A 17,725-nucleotide genomic window follows, 5' to 3' on the forward strand; every position below is an offset into this window, starting at 1 on the left:
GAAATAGGTCCGATACGAGACGCTTCATCCATGGCTGACCTGACCCCGCTGGGCGCCCCCTGCCGGCAACAGCCAGCCGTGGGCCCGGCACGCCGCCGCCTGCCGCTCGGCGCCCACCTCACCGACGCCTCCGTCACGAGCGACACCGTCGTGAGCGACGCCGCCACCCGCGCCTCTGCTCGCGGGATGTCCGCCGGTTGCGACTCCCGTCTCAATCTGCGGACCGGCCTTTCCACCCCTCGTCCCACCACGTAGGGTCACTCTGTCATGTGGCGGGCGTACCTTCTCCTTGGTTGCCGCGACGAGGCCTGACCGGCCGGCACCTCGTCGCGGAGTCGAAGCGCGCCGTCCAGCAGATCCGAACCTCCCGTCGGCGCCCCGCGCCGGCCCCGGCACCGTCGCCGCACCGGCCCAGCCGCCGCTGCCGCACCGTCGCCGGCCTTCCGATTGCTGACGCCACCTGTTCAGGGGGAACACTCCGCCATGGCTCAACCCGCCACCGACGCCGACATCGACATCGATCCTTTCACCCGGCAGCGCCCCAGCCGGATGCCGTACCACCGCTACCAGCCGTACCAGCAGCAGTTCCGGATCGACCTGCCGGACCGCGCCTGGCCGACCCGGCACGTCGAGGCCGCGCCCCGCTGGTGCGCCGTGGACCTGCGCGACGGCAACCAGGCCCTGATCGACCCGATGTCCCCCGAGCGCAAGCGCCGGATGTTCCAGCTGCTGGTGCAGATGGGCTACAAGGAGATCGAGGTCGGCTTCCCGTCGGCCAGCCAGACCGACTACGACTTCGTCCGGCAGCTCATCGAGCAGGATCTGATCCCCGACGACGTGACCATCCAGGTGCTCACCCAGTGCCGGGAGCACCTGATCGACCGGACGTTCGAGTCGCTGCGCGGCGCGAAGCGGGCGATCGTGCACTTCTACAACTCGACCTCCACGCTCCAGCGTCGGGTGGTCTTCGGCCTGGACCGCGACGGCATCACCGACATCGCCACCAGCGGCGCGCGGCTCTGCCAGAAATACGCGGAGATCCACACCCCGGACACGGAGATCTACTACGAGTACTCCCCGGAGTCGTACACGGGCACCGAGCTGGAGTACGCGCTGGAGGTCTGCGCGGCGGTGATCGACGTGATCGACCCGACGCCGGACCGCAAGCTGATCATCAACCTGCCGGCGACCGTCGAGATGGCCACCCCCAACGTGTACGCCGACTCGATCGAGTGGATGCACCGCCACCTGCCCCGCCGGGACAGCCTGGTGCTGAGCCTGCACCCGCACAACGACCGGGGCACCGGCGTGGCCGCCGCCGAGCTGGGCCTGCTCGCCGGTGCCGACCGGATCGAGGGCTGCCTGTTCGGCAACGGCGAGCGCACCGGCAACGTCGACCTGGTGACGCTGGGGCTGAACCTGTTCTCCCAGGGCATCGACCCGATGATCGACTTCTCGAACATCGACGAGGTCAAGCGGGCCGTCGAATACTGCAACCAGCTCCCGGTGCACGAGCGCCACCCGTACGCGGGCGACCTGGTCTACACCGCCTTCTCCGGCTCCCACCAGGACGCGATCAAGAAGGGCTTCGACGCCCTGCACGCCGACGCGGCGGCGGCCGGGGTGCCGGTCGACGAGTTCGCCTGGGCCGTGCCCTACCTGCCGATCGACCCGAAGGACCTGGGCCGCACCTACGAGGCGGTCATCCGGGTCAACTCGCAGTCCGGCAAGGGCGGCGTCGCGTACATCATGAAGAGCGAGCACCAGCTCGACCTGCCCCGCCGGCTCCAGATCGAGTTCTCCGGCGTGGTCCAGCAGGTCACCGACCACGGCGGCGGCGAGGTCGACCCCGGCACCATGTGGGACATCTTCGCCGGGCACTACCTGCTCGACCACCAGTCCGACCCGACGCTGACGCTGGCCGGCTACGCCATCGGCACCGTCGACGGCAAGGTCGAGATCGAGGCCCGGGTCGGCGTCGGCGGGGCGGACGCCCGGCCGCTGACCGCGGTCGGCAACGGCCCCATCGACGCGTACGTCAACGCGCTGGAGTCGGTGGGCGTGGCGGTGCGGGTGCTCGACTACCACGAGCACGCGCTCTCCTCCGGCGGGGACGCGCAGGCCGCCGCGTACGTGGAGTGCGAGGTGGACGGTCGTACCGTGTGGGGTGTCGGGATGGACGCCAACATCATCACCGCCTCCGTGAAGGCGGTCACCAGCGCCGTCAACCGCGCCCGCGCCTGAGGTGCAAGGAAGGGCCCCTTGTCAACGCTTTCTGTATAGCAGGGGGCCCTTCTCAACAGGCGCTGCCGCTCGCCTAGGGCGGTGGATCAGCAGGCCGGCCATCGCCGCGCCCGCCAGCAGCCCGCCCGCGCACCAGAGCATGGCCCCCCGGAACGCGTCGGTCAGGGCCGCCGCCTGCTCGTACCCGGTGCCGCTCAGGCCCACCAGCAGCGGCAGCGCGGCAACCGCGAGCAGGCCGCCCGCCCGGGACGCGGCGTTGTTGAACCCGCTGGCCACCCCGGCGAACCGGTCCGCCACGGCGGCCAGCACCGAGGCGGTCAGCGGGGCCACCACGAGGGTGAGGCCGAGGCCGAAGAGCGTCACCCCGGGCAGCACGTCCGTCCAGTACGACGCGCCCGGGGACACCCCGCGCAGCAGCAGCAGGCCGAGCGCGGCCACGACCGGCCCGATCGTCAGCGGCAGCCGGGGGCCGATCCGGGCCGACAGCGCGCCGGCGCGCGACGAGCCGACCAGCAGCAGCACCGTCATCGGCACGGTCGCCAGCCCGGTGAGCAGGGCCGACCAGCCGACGACGTTCTGCAGGTAGACGGCGAGGAAGAAGGTGAACCCGCCGAGCGCCGCGTACACCACCACGGTGAAGACGTTCAGCACCGAGAAGAGCCGGCTGGTGAACAGCCCGGTGGGGAGCATCGCGGCGGCGCCCCGGCGGCGCTCCACCAGCACGAACGCCACGGCGGCGAGCACACCGACCAGCACCGACGCCAGCACCGGCAGCGAGGTCACCCCGCGGGCCGGGGCGTCGATCAGGGCGTACGTCACGCCACCCAGGCCGAGCGCGCCGAGCAGCGCGCCGGCCACGTCGAACCTCCGCCGGCCCGATCCGGTACGCGAGGCGTCGACGTCGCGGCTCTCCGGTGCCCAGCGCAGCGCGGCGAGCATCACCGGCACGGCCAGCGGCAGGTTGATGAAGAAGATCCACCGCCAGGACACGGCGTCGATCAGCCAGCCGCCGACGAAAGGGCCCAGCGCGGTGGAGACCCCGGCCAGCCCGGACCAGGTGCCGATGGCCCGGCCCCGGTCGTCGGGGTGGAAGCTGGACTGGAGCACCGACAGCGAGCCGGGGGTGAGCAGCGCGCCCCCGGCGCCCTGGAGGAACCGGGCCGCGATCAGCCAGCCGGTGCCCTGGGCCAGGCCGCACAGCGCCGATGCGACGGCGAACCAGACCACCCCGACGAGGAAGATCCGCCGCCGCCCGAAGCGGTCGCCGAGCGCCCCGCCGAGCAGCACGAACGCGGCCAGCATGAGCAGGTACCCGTTGACGGTCCACTGGAGACCGGCCACGGTCGCGCCGAGGTCCGCACCGAGGCGGGGCAGCGCGACGTTGACGACCGTGCTGTCGAGGAACACCATCCCGGAGGCGAGGATGGCGGCGAGCAGGGTGCCCCGGCCGGCGAGGGTGCCCATCCGGAGCGCAGGCGCGGGGGACGGTGCGGGCGTGGGGGACGGTGTGGGTGCGGTCACGCGTACCAGTGTTCCTCCGGCCGATTTGCCGGACGCCACGAATCATGGAAACGGTGCCGGGGTACTGTGCGCAATCGCCGGGAGCCCGCAAGCTGGAGAGGTGTCGTCTGTGCGTACCAGATCAGGACGTCGCGCGGCCGTGGTCGCCGCGCTCGCCGCGGCGCTGGCCGTCGCGGCGGCCGGCTGTGCGGTGGTCGACGAGCCGGAGGCCGCGCCGAGCGGCGGTGGGGGCAACGTCGGCGAGATGCTCGACCAGCTCACCGTGGCGAGCGCCGCGTCGATGAAGGGCTACAGCCGCAACCGCTTCCCGCACTGGCGGGACACCGGCAAGAACTGCGACGTACGCGACAGCGTGCTGGAGCGGGACGGCAAGGACGTCCGGTTCTCCGGCTGCAACGTGGTCGCGGGCCGCTGGGAGAGCGTGTACGACGGGCGGACGTTCACCGACCCCTCCGACGTGGACATCGACCACACCGTCCCGCTGGCCAACGCGTGGCGCTCGGGGGCCGACGAGTGGGACGACGCCAAGCGGGGTGACTTCGCCAACGATCTCACGCGACCGCAGCTCATCGCCGTTTCGGCCTCCTCCAACCGGTCCAAGGGTGACCAGGATCCAGCCCAGTGGAAACCGGCGAACCGGTCGTACTGGTGCCAGTACGCCGAGGACTGGGTGACGGTCAAGCACCACTGGCGGCTGGCGGTGACCAGTGCCGAGAAGGCCGCCCTGACCGACATGTTGGGGGGCTGCACGTGGGCGAGCAAGCCGTGACGGGGGCCGGGGCGGCGGAGCCCGCCTCCGACGCGGCTGCCCGGGAGTTGACCACGGATCTGGTCGCCGGGCCGGGCGGGGTGATGACCGACGAGGTCGGCGTGGTCACCGGCGCGCTGACCCTGAAGTCCGCGTACGCGGACGGCCAGGTCCGCCTCACCGTCCAGTACAAGGACGCCGACGAGTGGTACGCGGTGACCGGCGGCAGCGCCGAGCTGGCCGACCCGGCCGGGCTGGCCGCGGTGCACGCGATCGCGGTCGGGTTGCTGAACCGCCCGGAGGGCTGATCCGCGTCGAGGCCCCACCCCGCAGACTCGGGGGCGGGGCGTCGACGCGTACTCACCGGCGCCGGGTGATCAGCTCACCGCGTCGGGATCGACCCACGCATCGGGATGGTCAGCTCACGGTGTCGGGATCAGCTCACCGCTGTCGCCCGGCGCGGCCCCGTCGTCCGGCCGGACCAGTTCGGGCTCGACCTCGTGCGGCCGGATCTGCCCGGCCGCGATGGCCTCGGCCCAGTGGCAGGCGACCCGGTGTCCGCCGACCACGTCGCGCAGCGCCGGTCGCTCGTCGGCGCAGCGGGTCGGCTGCGCCCACGGGCATCGGGTGTGGAACCGGCAGCCAGCCGGCGGATTGGTCGGCGAGGGCAGGTCGCCGGCGAGCAGGATCCGCTCCCGGCGGTCCTCCACCAACGGGTCCGGCACGGGCACCGCCGACATCAGCGCCTTCGTGTACGGGTGCATCGGCTCCCGGTAGAGGTCGTCGCTCGACGCCTCCTCGACCAGGCCACCCAGGTACATCACGCCGACGGTGTCGGCGATGTGCCGGACCACCGCCAGGTCGTGCGCGATGATCAGGTACGTCAGCCCGCGCTCGTTCTGCAGGTCCTCCAGCAGGTTGAGCACCTGCGCCTGGATCGATACGTCCAGCGCGGAGACCGGCTCGTCGGCGACGATCAGGTCCGGGTCGAGCACCAGCGCGCGGGCGATGCCGATGCGCTGCCGCTGGCCGCCGGAGAACTCGTGCGGATACTTGCTCAGGGCCGAGGCGGGCAGGCCGACCGCGTCCAGGGTGTCCCGCAGCCGCTTGCTCGTGGCCGCCTTGTCGTCGGCGAGCCCGTGTGCCTTGAGCCCCTCGACCAGCAGAGACTCCACCGACTGGCGGGGGTCGAGGCTGGAGAGCGGATCCTGGAAGATCATCTGCATCCGGCGGCGGGCAGCCCGCATCGTCTCGCCCTTGAGCGAGCGGATGTCGGTGCCGTCGAAGACGATCTCGCCGTCGGTCGGCTCGACCAGCCGGAGCAGGCCGCGACCCAGCGTCGACTTGCCGCAGCCCGACTCGCCGACCAGCCCGTACGTCTCCCCCGCCCGGATCGCCAGCGAGACGCCGTCGACCGCGTAGACGTAGCCGACCGTGCGGTCGAAGAGCAGTCCACTCTTGATCGGGAAGTGGACCTTCAGGTTCCGAAGTTCGATCAGGGGCCGGTTCCGCTCGGTCACGGCGTCGTCTTCCGTTCCGGTCCGCTCGGTCACGGCACCGTCACCTCCTCCGAGACGGGGTTGTTGCAGCGCAGGTCGCCGCCGGAGGCGGTCGGCTCCAGCGGCGGCGCCCCCTCCAGGCAGGCGTCCACCACGTTGTCGCAGCGGGGTGCGAAGGCGCAGCCCTCGGTCCACGGGATGTTGTCGGCCACCGAGCCACGGATGGCGTGCAGCCGCTCCCCGCGTACCGAGTCCAGCCGGGGCACCGAGCTGAGCAGCCCGTGCGTGTACGGATGCCGGGGCCGGGCGAACAGTTCGTGCCGGGCCGCCCGCTCCACCACCTTGCCGCCGTAGAGCACGTTGACCGTGTCGCAGAGGCCGGCCACCACGCCCAGATCGTGTGTGATCATGATGAGGGCGGTGCCGGTCTCGTCGACCAACTGCTTGAGCAGGGTGAGGATCTGCGCCTGGATCGTCACGTCCAGCGCGGTGGTCGGCTCGTCCGCGATCAGCAGCCGTGGCTTACAGGCCAGCGCGATGGCGATCAGGGCTCGCTGCCGCATCCCGCCCGAGATCTGGTGCGGATACTCTGTCAGCCGGCGTTCCGGATCCGGGATGCCGACCGCGTCGAGCAGTACCCGGGACTCCTTCAGCGCCTTCTTCCGGTCCATCCCCTGGTGCCGTTGCAGCACCTCGGCGACCTGGACACCGATCGGGACGACCGGATTCAGCGAGGAGAGCGGGTCCTGGAAGATCATGCCGATGTCCCGGCCACGCCGGTCCCGCATGTCGTTCGGGCGGAGCTTGAGCAGGTCTGCGCCTTCGAAGAACACCTCGCCGGTGACCCGGTTGCCCCGCTTGGGCAACAGGCCCATGACCGCCAGGCTGGTCACGCTCTTGCCGCAGCCGGACTCGCCGACCAGGCCGACGGTCTGCCCCGGCTCCACGCTGAAGCTGACCTTGTCCACGGCGGTGAACGGCCGCTCGCCCCGCCGCTGGAACACCACGCTCAGGTCGCGTACGTCGAGCAGGCTCATCGGGTCACTTCCTCACTACTGGGCATCGCCGTCACCGCCGGTTCTTCGGGTCGATGGCCTCGCGCATCGCCTCACCGAGCAGGGTGAAACCGAGCGCGACCACGATGATCGCCAGCGCCGGGTAGTAGGCCAGCTCGGGGCGGACCTCGAAGTAGCGTTGGCCGTCCACGCCGAGCATCAGGCCCCACTCGGCCCGGTTGATGTCCGGGTCGCCGAGACCGAGGAAGGAGAGCGCCGCCGCGTCCAGGATCGCCACCGCGAAGGTGAGCGTGGCCTGCACGATCACGGCGGTCAGCGAGTTCGGCAGCATGTGCCGCAGGATGATGTTGCGCTCCTTCACGCCGAGCGCCCGTGCGGCGAGCACGTGGTCGCTCTCCCGTTGGGCCAGCATCGAACCGCGCAGCAGCCGGGCGAAGATCGGCACGTTGACGATGGCCACCGCGAAGATGACCGTCCACTGGCTCGACCGGCTGGCCATCGCGACCAGGGTGATGGCCAGCAGCAGGCTCGGCAGGGCCAGCATGACGTCGGTGAGTCGCATCAGGACGACGTCCAGCCAGCCGCCGAAGGCGCCGGCGAGCGCCCCCAGCAGCACGCCCAGGGTCAGCCCGATGAGGGTGGCGAGCACGCCGACGAAGAGGGTCTGCCGGCTGCCGTGGATGAGCCGGGAGAGGAAGTCACGGCCCAGCGGGTCGGAGCCGAACGGATGCTCGGCGCTGGCCCCCGGGATGCTGTCCACGGTGAGGTTCTTCGTCAACTCGTCGAAGCGCTGCACGGGATCGTGCGGGGCGATCAGCGGAGCGAAGACCGCGATCAGGATGAACAGGCCGACGATGGTGGCGCCGACGATGGCGACCGGATTGCGGCGGAGCCGGCGCAGCGCGTCCCGGACGAGGCTGACGCCGCCCTTGTCGGCGCTGGCCCGCGCCAATTCCTCCAGGCGGGCCTTCTTCCGTTCGCCGAGCAGCCCGATGCCGCGTTCACTCGGCCCGGTACGCGGTGCGGGCACGTCGGCCCGGGTGGTCGGATCGGTCATCGCACACGCACCCTCGGGTCGATGAAGGCGTAGGAGAGGTCGACCAGGAGATTGACCATGACGAAGACCAGCGCGGCCAGCAGGATGATCGCCTGGAGCACCGGGTAGTCACGGCCGCCGCTGATCGAGTCGGTGATCAGCGTGCCCAGGCCTCCCCAGTTGTAGACCTTCTCGGTGAGCACCGCGCCGGAGAGCAGCGCGCCGGTCTGCAACCCGATCGTGGTGACCACCGGCAGCAGGGCGTTGCGCAGGATGTGCCGGCCCCGGATGGTCCGGTGCCGCAGGCCCTTGGCCTCGGCGGTCCGTACGTAGTCCTCGTTGAGCACGTCGAGCACGCTGGCCCGGGTGATCCGCACGATCACCGCCAGCGGGATGGTGGCCAGCGTGATCGCCGGCAGGGCGAGGTGCCAGAGCGCGTCGGCGGCGGCGTCGAACTCCCGGGTCAGCAGGCCGTCGAGGACGAAGAAGCCGGTGACGTTCGTGTTGTCCAGGCCGGTGCTGATCCGTCCGGACGGCGGGAACCAGTGGATGTTCTGGGTGAGGAGATCCTTGAGCAGGTAGCCCAGGAAGAAGATCGGGATCGAGATGCCGAGCAGCGTGCCCGCGATGGTCAGGTTGTCGATGGCCCGGCCGCGCCACCGTGCGGCGAGGTAGCCGAGCGGAACGCCCAGCCCGATCGCGATGATCATCGCGGCGAGGGCCAGCTCGATGGTGGCCGGGAACGCGCGGCCGAGGACCTCGGTGACCGGGTCACCGGTGCGGATCGAGTTGCCGAAGTCTCCGGAGAGGACCCGCTGCATGAACTTTCCGTACTGCACCAGGATCGGTTGGTCGTAACCGAGGGCTTTGGTCAGCAGCGCCCGACGTTCGGGGGTGGCCCGCTCACCGAGCAGCGCGTCCACCGGCCCGCCGGGCAGGTTCCGCAGCCAGACGAAGATCAGCGCCGACAGCGCCATCAGGGTCACCACCAGCTGTAGCAGGCGGCGGACTACCACTCGCAACATCTCTCACACACCAGACTCTCGATGATCGCGGAATCGGCCCGGGCCGGGAGAGCCCCGACCCGGGCCGATCACACCTGCGGTGTCAGCCGACGGACGTCACTTCTTGACGCTGACGGTGTTGAACCGCTCGTCGGTCAGCGGGCTGGCGACGAGACCCTCCACGTCCTTGGTGACCACGATGGCCGGCGGGGCGTGCCAGACCGGCACGGCCGGCAGCCACTTGCTGGCGATGTCCCGGTTGACCTGCTCCCAGGCGGCCTTCTTGGCCGTCTGGTCGACGGTGGCGTCGGCCTTGGCGATGGCCTCGAACATCTCCGTCATGGCCTGGTCGCCGAACTCGATCTTGCCCCGGCCGAAGAAGGTGCCGACGAAGTTGCCCGGGTCGTTGTAGTCACCGGTCCAGCCGAGGATGTGCAGGTCATGCTTGCCGAACTGCTGCACGTCGTCCTTGAAACCACCGTTCCACGGACGCGGCACACCGTTGACCTTGATGCCGACGGCCTGCAGGTCGTTGGCGAGCACGGTGAAGATTTCCTGCGGGTTCGGCATGTACGGCCGGGAGACGTCCGGCGGGTAGTAGAAGTTGAGGGTCAGCCCCTCGGCACCGGCCTCCTTGAGCAGCTGCTTGGCCTTCTCCGGGTTGTACTCGTACTTCTGCACGTCCGGGGCGTAGCCGAGCACGGTGTCCGGCAGGAACTCGTCGGCGACCTTCGAGCCGCCCGGGCCCTTGGTCTGGACGAGCTGCTGGCGGTTGAGGGCGTAGGCGATCGCCTGCCGCACCCGCAGATCCTTCAGCTTCGGGTTCTTCTGGTTCATGCCGAGGTAGAGGATGTTGAACGCGGGCCGGTTGATGACCTGGAAGCCCTCACCCTCGAGCGCCTTGCGGTCGGCCGGGGCCGGGAAGTCGATGCCCTGGACGGTGCCCGCGCGCAGCTCCTGCTTACGGGTGTTCTCGTCCTTGATGACCTTGATGATGAGCTTGTCGACCTTGGCCTTCGTCCCGAAGTAGTCCGGGTTCCGGTTCAGGGTGATCTCGTTCTTCGCCTTGTCCCAGCCGCCGAAGGTGAACGGGCCGGTGCCGACCGGGTTGGTGGTCGCGAAGGCGCTGAACTCGAACGAGTCGCCGCTCTGCTTGACCGTGTCGGCGTCGTACTTCTTGAGCGCCTCGGGGCTGGCGATCGAGAGCGCGGTCAGCGCGAAGGCTCCGGGGAACGCGCCCTTGTACTGCTTGAGGCTGAGGACCGCGGTGCCGTCGTCCTTCGCCTCGCACTTGTCGTAGATCGACTCGCCGGCGTCCTCGGCCTCGTTCTTCGCGAACCCACCGAAGACGTCCATGTAGTAGATCATGTTCGCCTGGGCGGCGGCGCCCTTCATGTTGTACCAGCGGTCGAAGTTGAAGCAGACCGCCGCGGCGTTGAAGGGGGTGCCGTCGTGGAACTTCACGCCCTGGCGCAGCTTGAAGGTCCAGATCTTGCCCGTCGGGTCGTTCTCCCAGCTCTCCGCCAGGCCGCCCTCGAGCTCAGCCGTGCCCGGCTTGTGGCTCACCAGCGTGTCGAACATCTGCCGGACCGGCCGGAACGACTCACCGTCGTCGTTGAAGATCGGGTCGAAGTTCTTCGGATCACCGGCACCCGCGAAGATGAAGGTGCCGCCCGTCTTGGCCTCGCCACTGTCATCGCTGCGGTCGCTCTCCGCGCAACCCGCCGCACCGATCACCAGGGCCGTAACGGCCGCGAGGGTGGCGGCCGTTCTGAGCCTTCTCGCCTGCATCTCTCACCTCTGTCATCCGCGTGACCGCACCGGTCGATGGCTCGGTCCGTGAGCGGGAGGCTATGACACGTCACAGCGAAGCGGAACGCCCGTCAGGCAATCGCTATCAAGCCGACACCAAGCGTTCGGGTCTGACAGCCCTCGAACGGCCCCGCAACGGGCTGTCACACCCGAATCGCGGCCGTTCGGGGCACGCCGACGCCCGGACGGATCGAAGAGATTCGACCAGGCTGCCGCCGGCCAGCGGCCCACCCGCGCGGCGGTCAGACCGCCCGGCGGCCCTCGAACGCGCGACCGAGGGTGATCTCGTCGGCGTACTCCAGGTCGCCGCCCACCGGCAGGCCGCTGGCCAGTCGGGTCACCGAGATGCCCATCGGCTTGACCAGCAGCGCCAGGTACGTCGCCGTCGCCTCGCCCTCGGTGTTCGGGTCGGTGGCGAGGATCAGCTCGCGCACCGCGCCGCCGCCCAGCCGCGTCATCAACTCGCGGATGCGCAGGTTGTCCGGCCCGATCCCCTCCAGCGGGTTGATCGCGCCGCCGAGCACGTGGTAGCGCCCCCGGAACTCACCGGTACGCTCGATCGCCACCACGTCCTTGGGCTCCTCGACCACGCAGAGCACCTCGTCACCCCGGCGCGGGTCGCGGCAGATCCGGCACTGCTCGGACTCGGCGACGTTGTAGCAGGTGGTGCAGAAACGCACCAGGTCCTTGACCTTGCGCAGCGCGCCGGCCAGCCGGTTGACGTCGGCCGGGTCGGCCGACAGGACGTGGAAGGCGATCCGCTGCGCGCTCTTCGGGCCCACGCCCGGCAGCCGCCCCAGCTCGTCGATCAGGTCCTGGATGGCACCTTCGTACATCTGCGTCGGCCGGCTCAGAAGCCGGGCAGGCCGAGGCCGCCCATGCCGCCCGCGACCGGGCCCATCTTCTGCTCCGTCAGCGCCCGGGCCGCCTCGGCAGCATTGTGCAGCGCGGCGACCACCAGGTCCTCCAGCGTCTCCACGTCCTCCGGGTCGACCGCCTTCGGGTCGATCTTGACGCTCTTGACGTCGCCGGAACCGGAGACCGTCACGGCGACCAGGCCGCCCCCGGCGGTGCCGGTCAGCTCGGCCTCGGCCAGCTCCGCCTGGGCCTTGGCGATCTGCTGCTGCATCTTCTGCGCCTGCTTCAGCATCTGCTGCATGTTCGGCTGTCCACCTGGGCGCACGGATGGCTCCTTCTCGCACTCGTCTGCTCGGCCGCGCCCAGACTAACCGGGGCGCGAGCTGTTGCCTGGCACGGGCGACGCCCGCGTCAGCGGGCGTCCACCTCGTCGATCTTCTCGGCCCCGAACGCCTCCCGGAGCAGCTGCACCGCCTGCTCCTCGCTGGACTGCCGGGCCGTCCGCTCGTCGATCACCTCGTCGAGCGGCTCGTCGCCCGGGTCGAAGCCCTCGTAGGCCGGGGTGGCCGGCGCCGCCGGGCCCGGGCGGCCACCGCCGCGCACCGGCCCGTCGTAGTCCGGGTCGTAGGGCGGCTCGCCCGCCCAGTCGGCGTCCGCGGTCTTGCGGGCCCCGTTCTGGGTACGCGGACCCCGGCCGGCCGCCGCAGCCCGCGCGGCGGCGAGCCCGCTGCCGCCGACGGGGCTCCTGCCTCCTGGGGTGGCGGCACCGTTGGCCGGTGTCGTCGGGGCGGCACCACGCGCTGCGACACCGTTGGCCGGCGCGGCAGGGGCGGCAGCACGGGGAGCGGCCCCGTTGCCCGCAGCGCCGTTGGCGGCACCGTTGGCCGGTGCTCCCGAGGCGGCAGCACGCGCGGCGACGGCCGGGGCGGGCCCGCCGGGCGGGGCGACGGCTGGCGAGGCCGCGGCCGACGACAGGGCGGCAGGGCCGGAGCCACCCGGGCGGGCCGCCTCCGGCCAGTCCTCCTCGGCCGGGGCGCTCGCGGCGGGAGTGGCGATGGCGGCGGTGGCGGCTCCACCGGGGCGGGCCGGCTCGGGCCACTCCTCGCCACCGCCAGCGGCGGCCGGGGCGACACCGCCGCCTCCGGCGGGGCCGGGCGCAGCGCCGGACGACGGGCGTGCGTTGGTCGCGGGCATGTTGGTCGCGGGCGCGTTGGTCGCGGGCGCGTTGGTCGCGGGCGCGGCCGGCGTGGGGCGGGGCGGGGCGGGTGCCGGCCCTCGGGAGCCGCCGCCCAGCGACGCGCCACCGCGCTCGCCGGCCACCTCGCAGCGGATCTGCCAGCGCCCGTCGAACTCCTCGCGAAGCGCTTCGAGCACCAGATCCGGCTCATTCGAAAGCGCCTGCGCATGGAACGGGTAACGGAACGTCATGACGATTACCTGATCGTCGACCTCCCGGACGGTAGCTTCTCTGGCCCAGGCCGCCACCTTCTTGCTCTTGCGACCCACCCTGCCGACGACGTCCGGCCACGCCCGGCGTACCGCCACCGCGTCCACCGCGCCCGGGGCAGCCGCCCCGGGCCGGGGCGGGGCAGGGGTGGCGGGGTCGGGCATGACCGCTTCCGGCGGGACCTCCCGCCGAGGCTCGGCCGGGGGACCCGCCGGGGCGGCGGACGCCGCCGCCGGCACCGGATGCGCGGCAGCCGCCGCAGGCGGGGTGGTCGGCTCGGGGCGTACCGCCGGGGCGGTGGCGACCGGCGCGGAGCCGGCGGCGACCGGCGGCGGCTCCACGGCACCCAGGGTGAGCCGGCGCTCCATCCGCTCCAGGCGCTGGAGCAGGCCGCCGGTGGAGTCGTCCGCGCCGGGCAGCAGCATGCGGGCGCAGATCAGCTCCAGCAGCAGCCGGGGCGCGGTGGTGCCGCGCATGTCCACCAGGCCGTCGTGCACGATGTCGGCGCACCGGGACAGGGTGGCCGGGCCGAGCCGCTGGGCCTGGGCGGTCATCCGCTCGATCTGGTCGGCCGGGCCGTCGATCAGGCCCTTCGCGGCGGCGTCGGGCACCTGCTGGAGGACGATCAGGTCGCGCAGCCGCTCCAGCAGGTCGGAGGCGAAGCGGCGCGCGTCGTGCCCGGCCTCGGCCACCCGGTCCACGGTCGCGTACGCCGCCGCGCCGTCGCCGGCCGCGAGGGCGTCGCACATCTCGTCGAGCAGCCCCGAGTCGGTCACGCCGAGCAGCGCGGCGGCCCGGGGATAGGTGACCCCCTCCGGCCCCGCGCCCGCGATGAGCTGGTCGAGCACGGAGAGGCTGTCCCGGGCGCTGCCGCCGCCCGCGCGCACCACCAGGGGGAAGACCGCCGGGTCGACGGTGACCCCCTCGGCCTGGGTGAGCTGTTCGAGGTAGGGGCGGAGCGTCTTCGGCGGGATCAGCCGGAACGGGTAGTGGTGGGTCCGCGACTTGATCGTGCCGAGGACCTTCTCCGGCTCGGTGGTGGCGAAGATGAACTTGACATACTCCGGGGGCTCCTCGACCAGCTTGAGCAGGGCGTTGAAGCCGGCCGACGAGACCATGTGCGCCTCGTCGATGACATATATCTTGAACCGGCTGCGGGCCGGCGCGAAGAACGCCTTCTCGCGCAGCTCACGGGCGTCGTCGACACCGCCGTGGCTGGCCGCGTCGATCTCGATGACGTCGAGCGAACCGGAACCGTCGGTGGCCAGCGAGCGGCACGAGTCGCACTGCCCGCACGGCTCCGGAGTCGGGCCCTGCTCACAGTTGAGCGAGCGGGCCAGGATGCGGGCGCTGGAGGTCTTGCCGCAGCCGCGCGGCCCGGAGAAGAGGTACGCGTGGTTGAGCCGCCCGCTGCGCAGCGCCTGCGACAGCGGCTCGGTGACGTGCTCCTGGCCGATGACCTCGGCGAAGGTGCGCGGCCGGTACTTGCGGTAGAGCGCGAGTGTCACGCGTCCCGCCTCCTCTCGACCGAGCCATTCTGCGCCGGTCGGGCACGGGTGACCACCCACCACCCCGTGACCCCGACCCGGACCTGGCCTGCACCTGGCCTGCGGCGTACGGTACCGGTGCCGGGAGACAAAAAGGCCTCCCGTGCACCCGGCAGAGCTCGCTTATCCTTGCTGCCTTCCGGCCCTGGGGAGGTTCACGAGATACCGCCGCACGGGAGGTGAGACCCACCCTACCCGACGCCCGGTCGATCTTCGGGGGGTGGTGGGGTGGCCGGGGCGCGGCGGACCTGTATCCTGTCCCACGGAGGATTCGCCTAGAGGCCTAGGGCGCACGCTTGGAAAGCGTGTTGGGATAAAACCCTCACGAGTTCGAATCTCGTATCCTCCGCTCTGCGGAACAGCACGAACATGCAGATCAGGCCCGGTCTTCGGACCGGGCCTGATGATCTTTAGGGGACTGGTAGGGGAATCGGGTCAGCCCCTCGAACCATCCGGCCACGCCTGGCGGGGCCGGACCACCCGGCCATTCCTCGCCAGCCGACCCGGACGCCGGCCACATAGCCGCGCGCCTCTCGGCCTCCGCCAGCTCCGCGTTACGTCGCTCGCGAATGACCTTCGTGTCGGATGATCGGGTGCCTCGCCCGACGCCGCTGCGACGTCCTCCACTCCATGCTCCGCAACAGGATCCCCTGCCAACCCCGCCCAGCCACGCCCTTTGACGCTTGACAAAACCCATAGAGACACCCCCGGTCCATAGTCAACTTGGGTGCGCGCAGCGCAGTGGACGGGCTTGGTCCCAGGTGCCGTCGAACGTGGCGGCCCGCTGGGGTGGAGGCCGGCGGGCCTCATGGCGCGTACCGTGGGGTACACGATGTACCCAACCCCGGGCGAGGTGCCTTCATGACCACCGAGCAACCCACCACACCAGGCCAGCGCGTCGAGCGGCTCCGCCGAGCAGCCGGGCTCTCCCGAGAGCGCCTCGCCGGACTCGCCGGACTCAGCCCGACCACCGTGAAGTTCATCGAGAACGGCCGCCGCGCCCTGACCCTCCGCGCAGCACAGCAGCTGGCCCCGCACCTCGGCGTCCGGGACCTCGGCGAGCTGTTCGGCCCCGCCGTCGCGCTGTCCCTCGACGCCCGGCCCAGCCACCCCGCCGTCAACGACGTGCGCCGCGCGCTGACCGCGTGGCACATCACTCTCGACGGCGACCCAGAGAGCCCTGCCTACCTGGGCGGCGCCGTCGACGCCGCGTGGCAGACGTGGCACACCTCCCGGCATCAGCGCACCGAAGCCGGCCTGATCCTGCCTGGGCTGCTGGACGCCACCCAGCGGGCCGCACGCCTGCACGACGGCGCGGACCGGCGGGCCAGCCTCGCTCTGCTCGCCCAGGCGTACCACCTCGCCCAGGCGTACCTGGCCTGGCACGGCGACCGCGAGATGGTGTGGCTCACCGTCGACCGCGGCATGGCCGCCGCGCTGGACTCCGACGACCCGCTGGCCATCGCCCAGTCCATCTGGTACGCTGCGCACCTCCTCCGCTCCGCCGGCCGCGCCGACGAGGCAGTGGAGCGGCTGCGGGAAGCGCGCGGCCTCATCGAGCCGCGAGTCGCCGACGGCGGGCCCGAGTGGGCGGAGATGCTCGCCGACCTGCACCTGTGCGCGGCGCTGACCCGCGCCCGATCGGGCGACCAGGGGGCCTGGTCGGACTGGGACGCCGCGCGGCAGGTCGTCGAGCGGGCGCTGCCGGATGGCTACGTCGGTCTGCGTACCCGCGTCTCCCGGCCGCTCGTCGACGTCTACGCGGTGATGTGCGCCGTCGACCTCGGCGACCCCGACGAGGCGCAGCGCCGGGCCCACTCGCTCGACCCGGCGTCGATCCCGTCGACGGAGCGGCGCGGCCGCCACTACGTGGAACTGGCACGGTCAGCGGACCTGGAGGGAGCTCGGGAGGCGACGCTGCATCTGCTCACGCGGGCCGAGGCGACGTCACCGGAGACGGTCCGGTACTCGCCGCCAGCGCGGGACATGGCGGCGCGGCTGGCGCGGGAGGCACCGGCGGCGATCCGGGCTGAGGCAGTGGAGTTGTCCCGGCGGATCGGTGTCCCTGAGCTGTAGGTACGCCCCGTCACCGGGTACGCGGCGCACCCCCACCGCTCGGCGCTGCTGCTTAGCGTGATCGCACGGCTGCGGCAGGGAGTCGCCAGCGTGCGACGAGCTGTTCTCCCTGCCCGCCGCGTCAGACGGCGGCGGAGGTCCTTCCAGCCCCGGCCCCGTCCGGGGCACGAACCTTCCGCCGCCGCCCCCAACCGAGCAAGGGAGGCGGCTGTGGCGCTCTGGTCCGAACTACGCGCGATCATCCGGTGGTTACTGCGGCGACCCGATCCGCCTCCGCCGCCCGGATACGGTAAGCGCGTTCAGGCCGCCGAGCAGGATGCCGCGCGGCAGCGGCTCCTCGGCCAGGCGCAGGCCGAGCGGCTGCGGAACAGCCGCTGGTACACGGAGCCGACGCAGCCCAACGCGTACGTGCCGCTCACCTTGGGCCAGCGCACCGGCTACCAGGTGAGGTGCGACCGGTGACCCGCATGGTCGACGACCTCGACGCCGGGTGCGTCGCAGCGGTCGCGGACCTGGTGGTCACCAGCCACGCGGACGGCCGCACCTGCTGGCGGTGTACGCCGGAAGGCTGCGAAGAGGCCATGTGGGCGCGGAGCATCCTCGACCTGGCCGACACCGACCGGGGCGCCCTGGAACGGCTGGTGGCCACGTGGTGAGCGTCCGCGTGCCCGCCGGGGAACGGCTGTCGCTGCGCACCGGCGAATGGGCCACTCACACCGGCCAGCTCGGCACCACGTACATCGACATGCGGGTGGTCGACGTCGGCGGCCAGCCCACCGACGTGCCCGGCTGGGTGCGGGTATACGGCCACGGCCTCGAGTGCCGGTGGGAGTCGGTGCAGTGCCCGGAGCCGTGGTGCCTGGAACTGCTGGTGAAGGTCGAAGCCCTGTACGACGCGGTGAACCGATGAAGGCGGC

General features: G+C 71.6%; 16 protein-coding genes, 1 tRNA gene and 1 other RNA gene. 8 read left to right on the forward strand and 10 right to left on the reverse strand.

Features of this window, described 5'->3' with window-relative positions; translation table 11 throughout:
* Window positions 1–483 precede the first annotated feature (483 nt).
* On the forward strand, window positions 484–2,244 hold the full coding sequence (gene leuA / locus ACFT41_RS06755) for a 2-isopropylmalate synthase (RefSeq protein ID WP_377586249.1): 1,761 nt from the start codon (window positions 484–486) through the stop codon (window positions 2,242–2,244).
* A gap of 21 nt (window positions 2,245–2,265) precedes the next feature.
* On the opposite strand, the gene ACFT41_RS06760 is transcribed toward leuA, so the two are convergent.
* Window positions 2,266–3,708, reverse strand: a complete 1,443-nt coding sequence (locus ACFT41_RS06760; RefSeq protein ID WP_377586305.1) for an MFS transporter — start codon at window positions 3,706–3,708, stop codon at window positions 2,266–2,268.
* A 166-nt stretch (window positions 3,709–3,874) separates the two neighbouring features.
* Between ACFT41_RS06760 and ACFT41_RS06765 the strand changes: the two genes are divergently transcribed.
* Both ACFT41_RS06765 and ACFT41_RS06770 read left to right on the forward strand, forming a co-directional pair.
* A complete protein-coding gene (locus tag ACFT41_RS06765; RefSeq protein ID WP_377586250.1) occupies window positions 3,875–4,534 on the forward strand; it encodes an HNH endonuclease family protein in 660 nt (219 codons plus the stop codon).
* On the forward strand, window positions 4,432–4,821 hold the full coding sequence (locus ACFT41_RS06770) for a hypothetical protein (RefSeq protein WP_377586307.1): 390 nt from the start codon (window positions 4,432–4,434) through the stop codon (window positions 4,819–4,821). The genes ACFT41_RS06765 and ACFT41_RS06770 overlap by 103 nt, the downstream gene beginning before the upstream one ends.
* Window positions 4,822–4,935: 114 nt before the next feature.
* Here the strand turns inward: ACFT41_RS06770 and ACFT41_RS06775 are convergent, their stop codons facing one another.
* From ACFT41_RS06775 to ffs, 9 genes are all read right to left on the reverse strand, one after another.
* Entirely contained in the window at window positions 4,936–6,033 is a 1,098-nt protein-coding gene (locus ACFT41_RS06775; protein ID WP_377586309.1) for an ABC transporter ATP-binding protein, read from the reverse strand.
* Window positions 6,034–6,062: 29 nt separating this feature from the next.
* Window positions 6,063–7,049, reverse strand: a complete 987-nt coding sequence (locus tag ACFT41_RS06780; RefSeq protein ID WP_377586252.1) for an ABC transporter ATP-binding protein — start codon at window positions 7,047–7,049, stop codon at window positions 6,063–6,065.
* Between the two features lie 31 nt (window positions 7,050–7,080).
* Window positions 7,081–8,022, reverse strand: a complete 942-nt coding sequence (locus ACFT41_RS06785) for an ABC transporter permease (RefSeq protein ID WP_377586311.1) — start codon at window positions 8,020–8,022, stop codon at window positions 7,081–7,083.
* 59 nt (window positions 8,023–8,081) lie between these two features.
* Entirely contained in the window at window positions 8,082–9,089 is a 1,008-nt protein-coding gene (locus tag ACFT41_RS06790; protein WP_377586254.1) for an ABC transporter permease, read from the reverse strand.
* Between the two features lie 96 nt (window positions 9,090–9,185).
* Window positions 9,186–10,859, reverse strand: a complete 1,674-nt coding sequence (locus ACFT41_RS06795; RefSeq protein WP_377586255.1) for an ABC transporter substrate-binding protein — start codon at window positions 10,857–10,859, stop codon at window positions 9,186–9,188.
* A gap of 263 nt (window positions 10,860–11,122) precedes the next feature.
* On the reverse strand, window positions 11,123–11,716 hold the full coding sequence (gene recR / locus ACFT41_RS06800; RefSeq protein WP_377586257.1) for a recombination mediator RecR: 594 nt from the start codon (window positions 11,714–11,716) through the stop codon (window positions 11,123–11,125).
* 14 nt (window positions 11,717–11,730) lie between these two features.
* Window positions 11,731–12,039 carry a YbaB/EbfC family nucleoid-associated protein gene (locus tag ACFT41_RS06805; RefSeq protein ID WP_377586313.1) on the reverse strand — a complete coding sequence of 103 codons (309 nt, stop codon included), beginning with the start codon at window positions 12,037–12,039 and terminating at the stop codon, window positions 11,731–11,733.
* 110 nt (window positions 12,040–12,149) lie between these two features.
* Window positions 12,150–14,693 (reverse strand): DNA polymerase III subunit gamma and tau, encoded by a 2,544-nt coding sequence (locus ACFT41_RS06810; protein WP_377586259.1) that lies wholly within the window; start codon window positions 14,691–14,693, stop codon window positions 12,150–12,152.
* A gap of 131 nt (window positions 14,694–14,824) precedes the next feature.
* Window positions 14,825–14,914: signal recognition particle sRNA small type (ffs, locus tag ACFT41_RS06815), an RNA gene on the reverse strand.
* 82 nt (window positions 14,915–14,996) lie between these two features.
* On the opposite strand from ffs, the gene ACFT41_RS06820 reads away from it, so the two are divergent.
* From ACFT41_RS06820 to ACFT41_RS06840, 5 genes are all read left to right on the forward strand, one after another.
* A tRNA-Ser gene (locus ACFT41_RS06820) sits at window positions 14,997–15,081 on the forward strand.
* A 512-nt stretch (window positions 15,082–15,593) separates the two neighbouring features.
* Window positions 15,594–16,808, forward strand: coding sequence for a helix-turn-helix transcriptional regulator (locus tag ACFT41_RS06825; RefSeq protein ID WP_377586261.1), 1,215 nt, complete (start codon window positions 15,594–15,596; stop codon window positions 16,806–16,808).
* A gap of 210 nt (window positions 16,809–17,018) precedes the next feature.
* Entirely contained in the window at window positions 17,019–17,270 is a 252-nt protein-coding gene (locus ACFT41_RS06830) for a hypothetical protein (RefSeq protein ID WP_377586263.1), read from the forward strand.
* Window positions 17,267–17,464, forward strand: coding sequence for a hypothetical protein (locus ACFT41_RS06835; protein ID WP_377586265.1), 198 nt, complete (start codon window positions 17,267–17,269; stop codon window positions 17,462–17,464). Before ACFT41_RS06830 ends, ACFT41_RS06835 begins: the two co-directional genes overlap by 4 nt.
* Window positions 17,458–17,718, forward strand: a complete 261-nt coding sequence (locus tag ACFT41_RS06840) for a hypothetical protein (RefSeq protein WP_377586267.1) — start codon at window positions 17,458–17,460, stop codon at window positions 17,716–17,718. The genes ACFT41_RS06835 and ACFT41_RS06840 overlap by 7 nt, the downstream gene beginning before the upstream one ends.
* Window positions 17,719–17,725 lie beyond the last annotated feature (7 nt).

This window comes from Micromonospora sp. NPDC057141, from assembly GCF_042670805.1.
Classification (GTDB): domain Bacteria; phylum Actinomycetota; class Actinomycetes; order Mycobacteriales; family Micromonosporaceae; genus Micromonospora.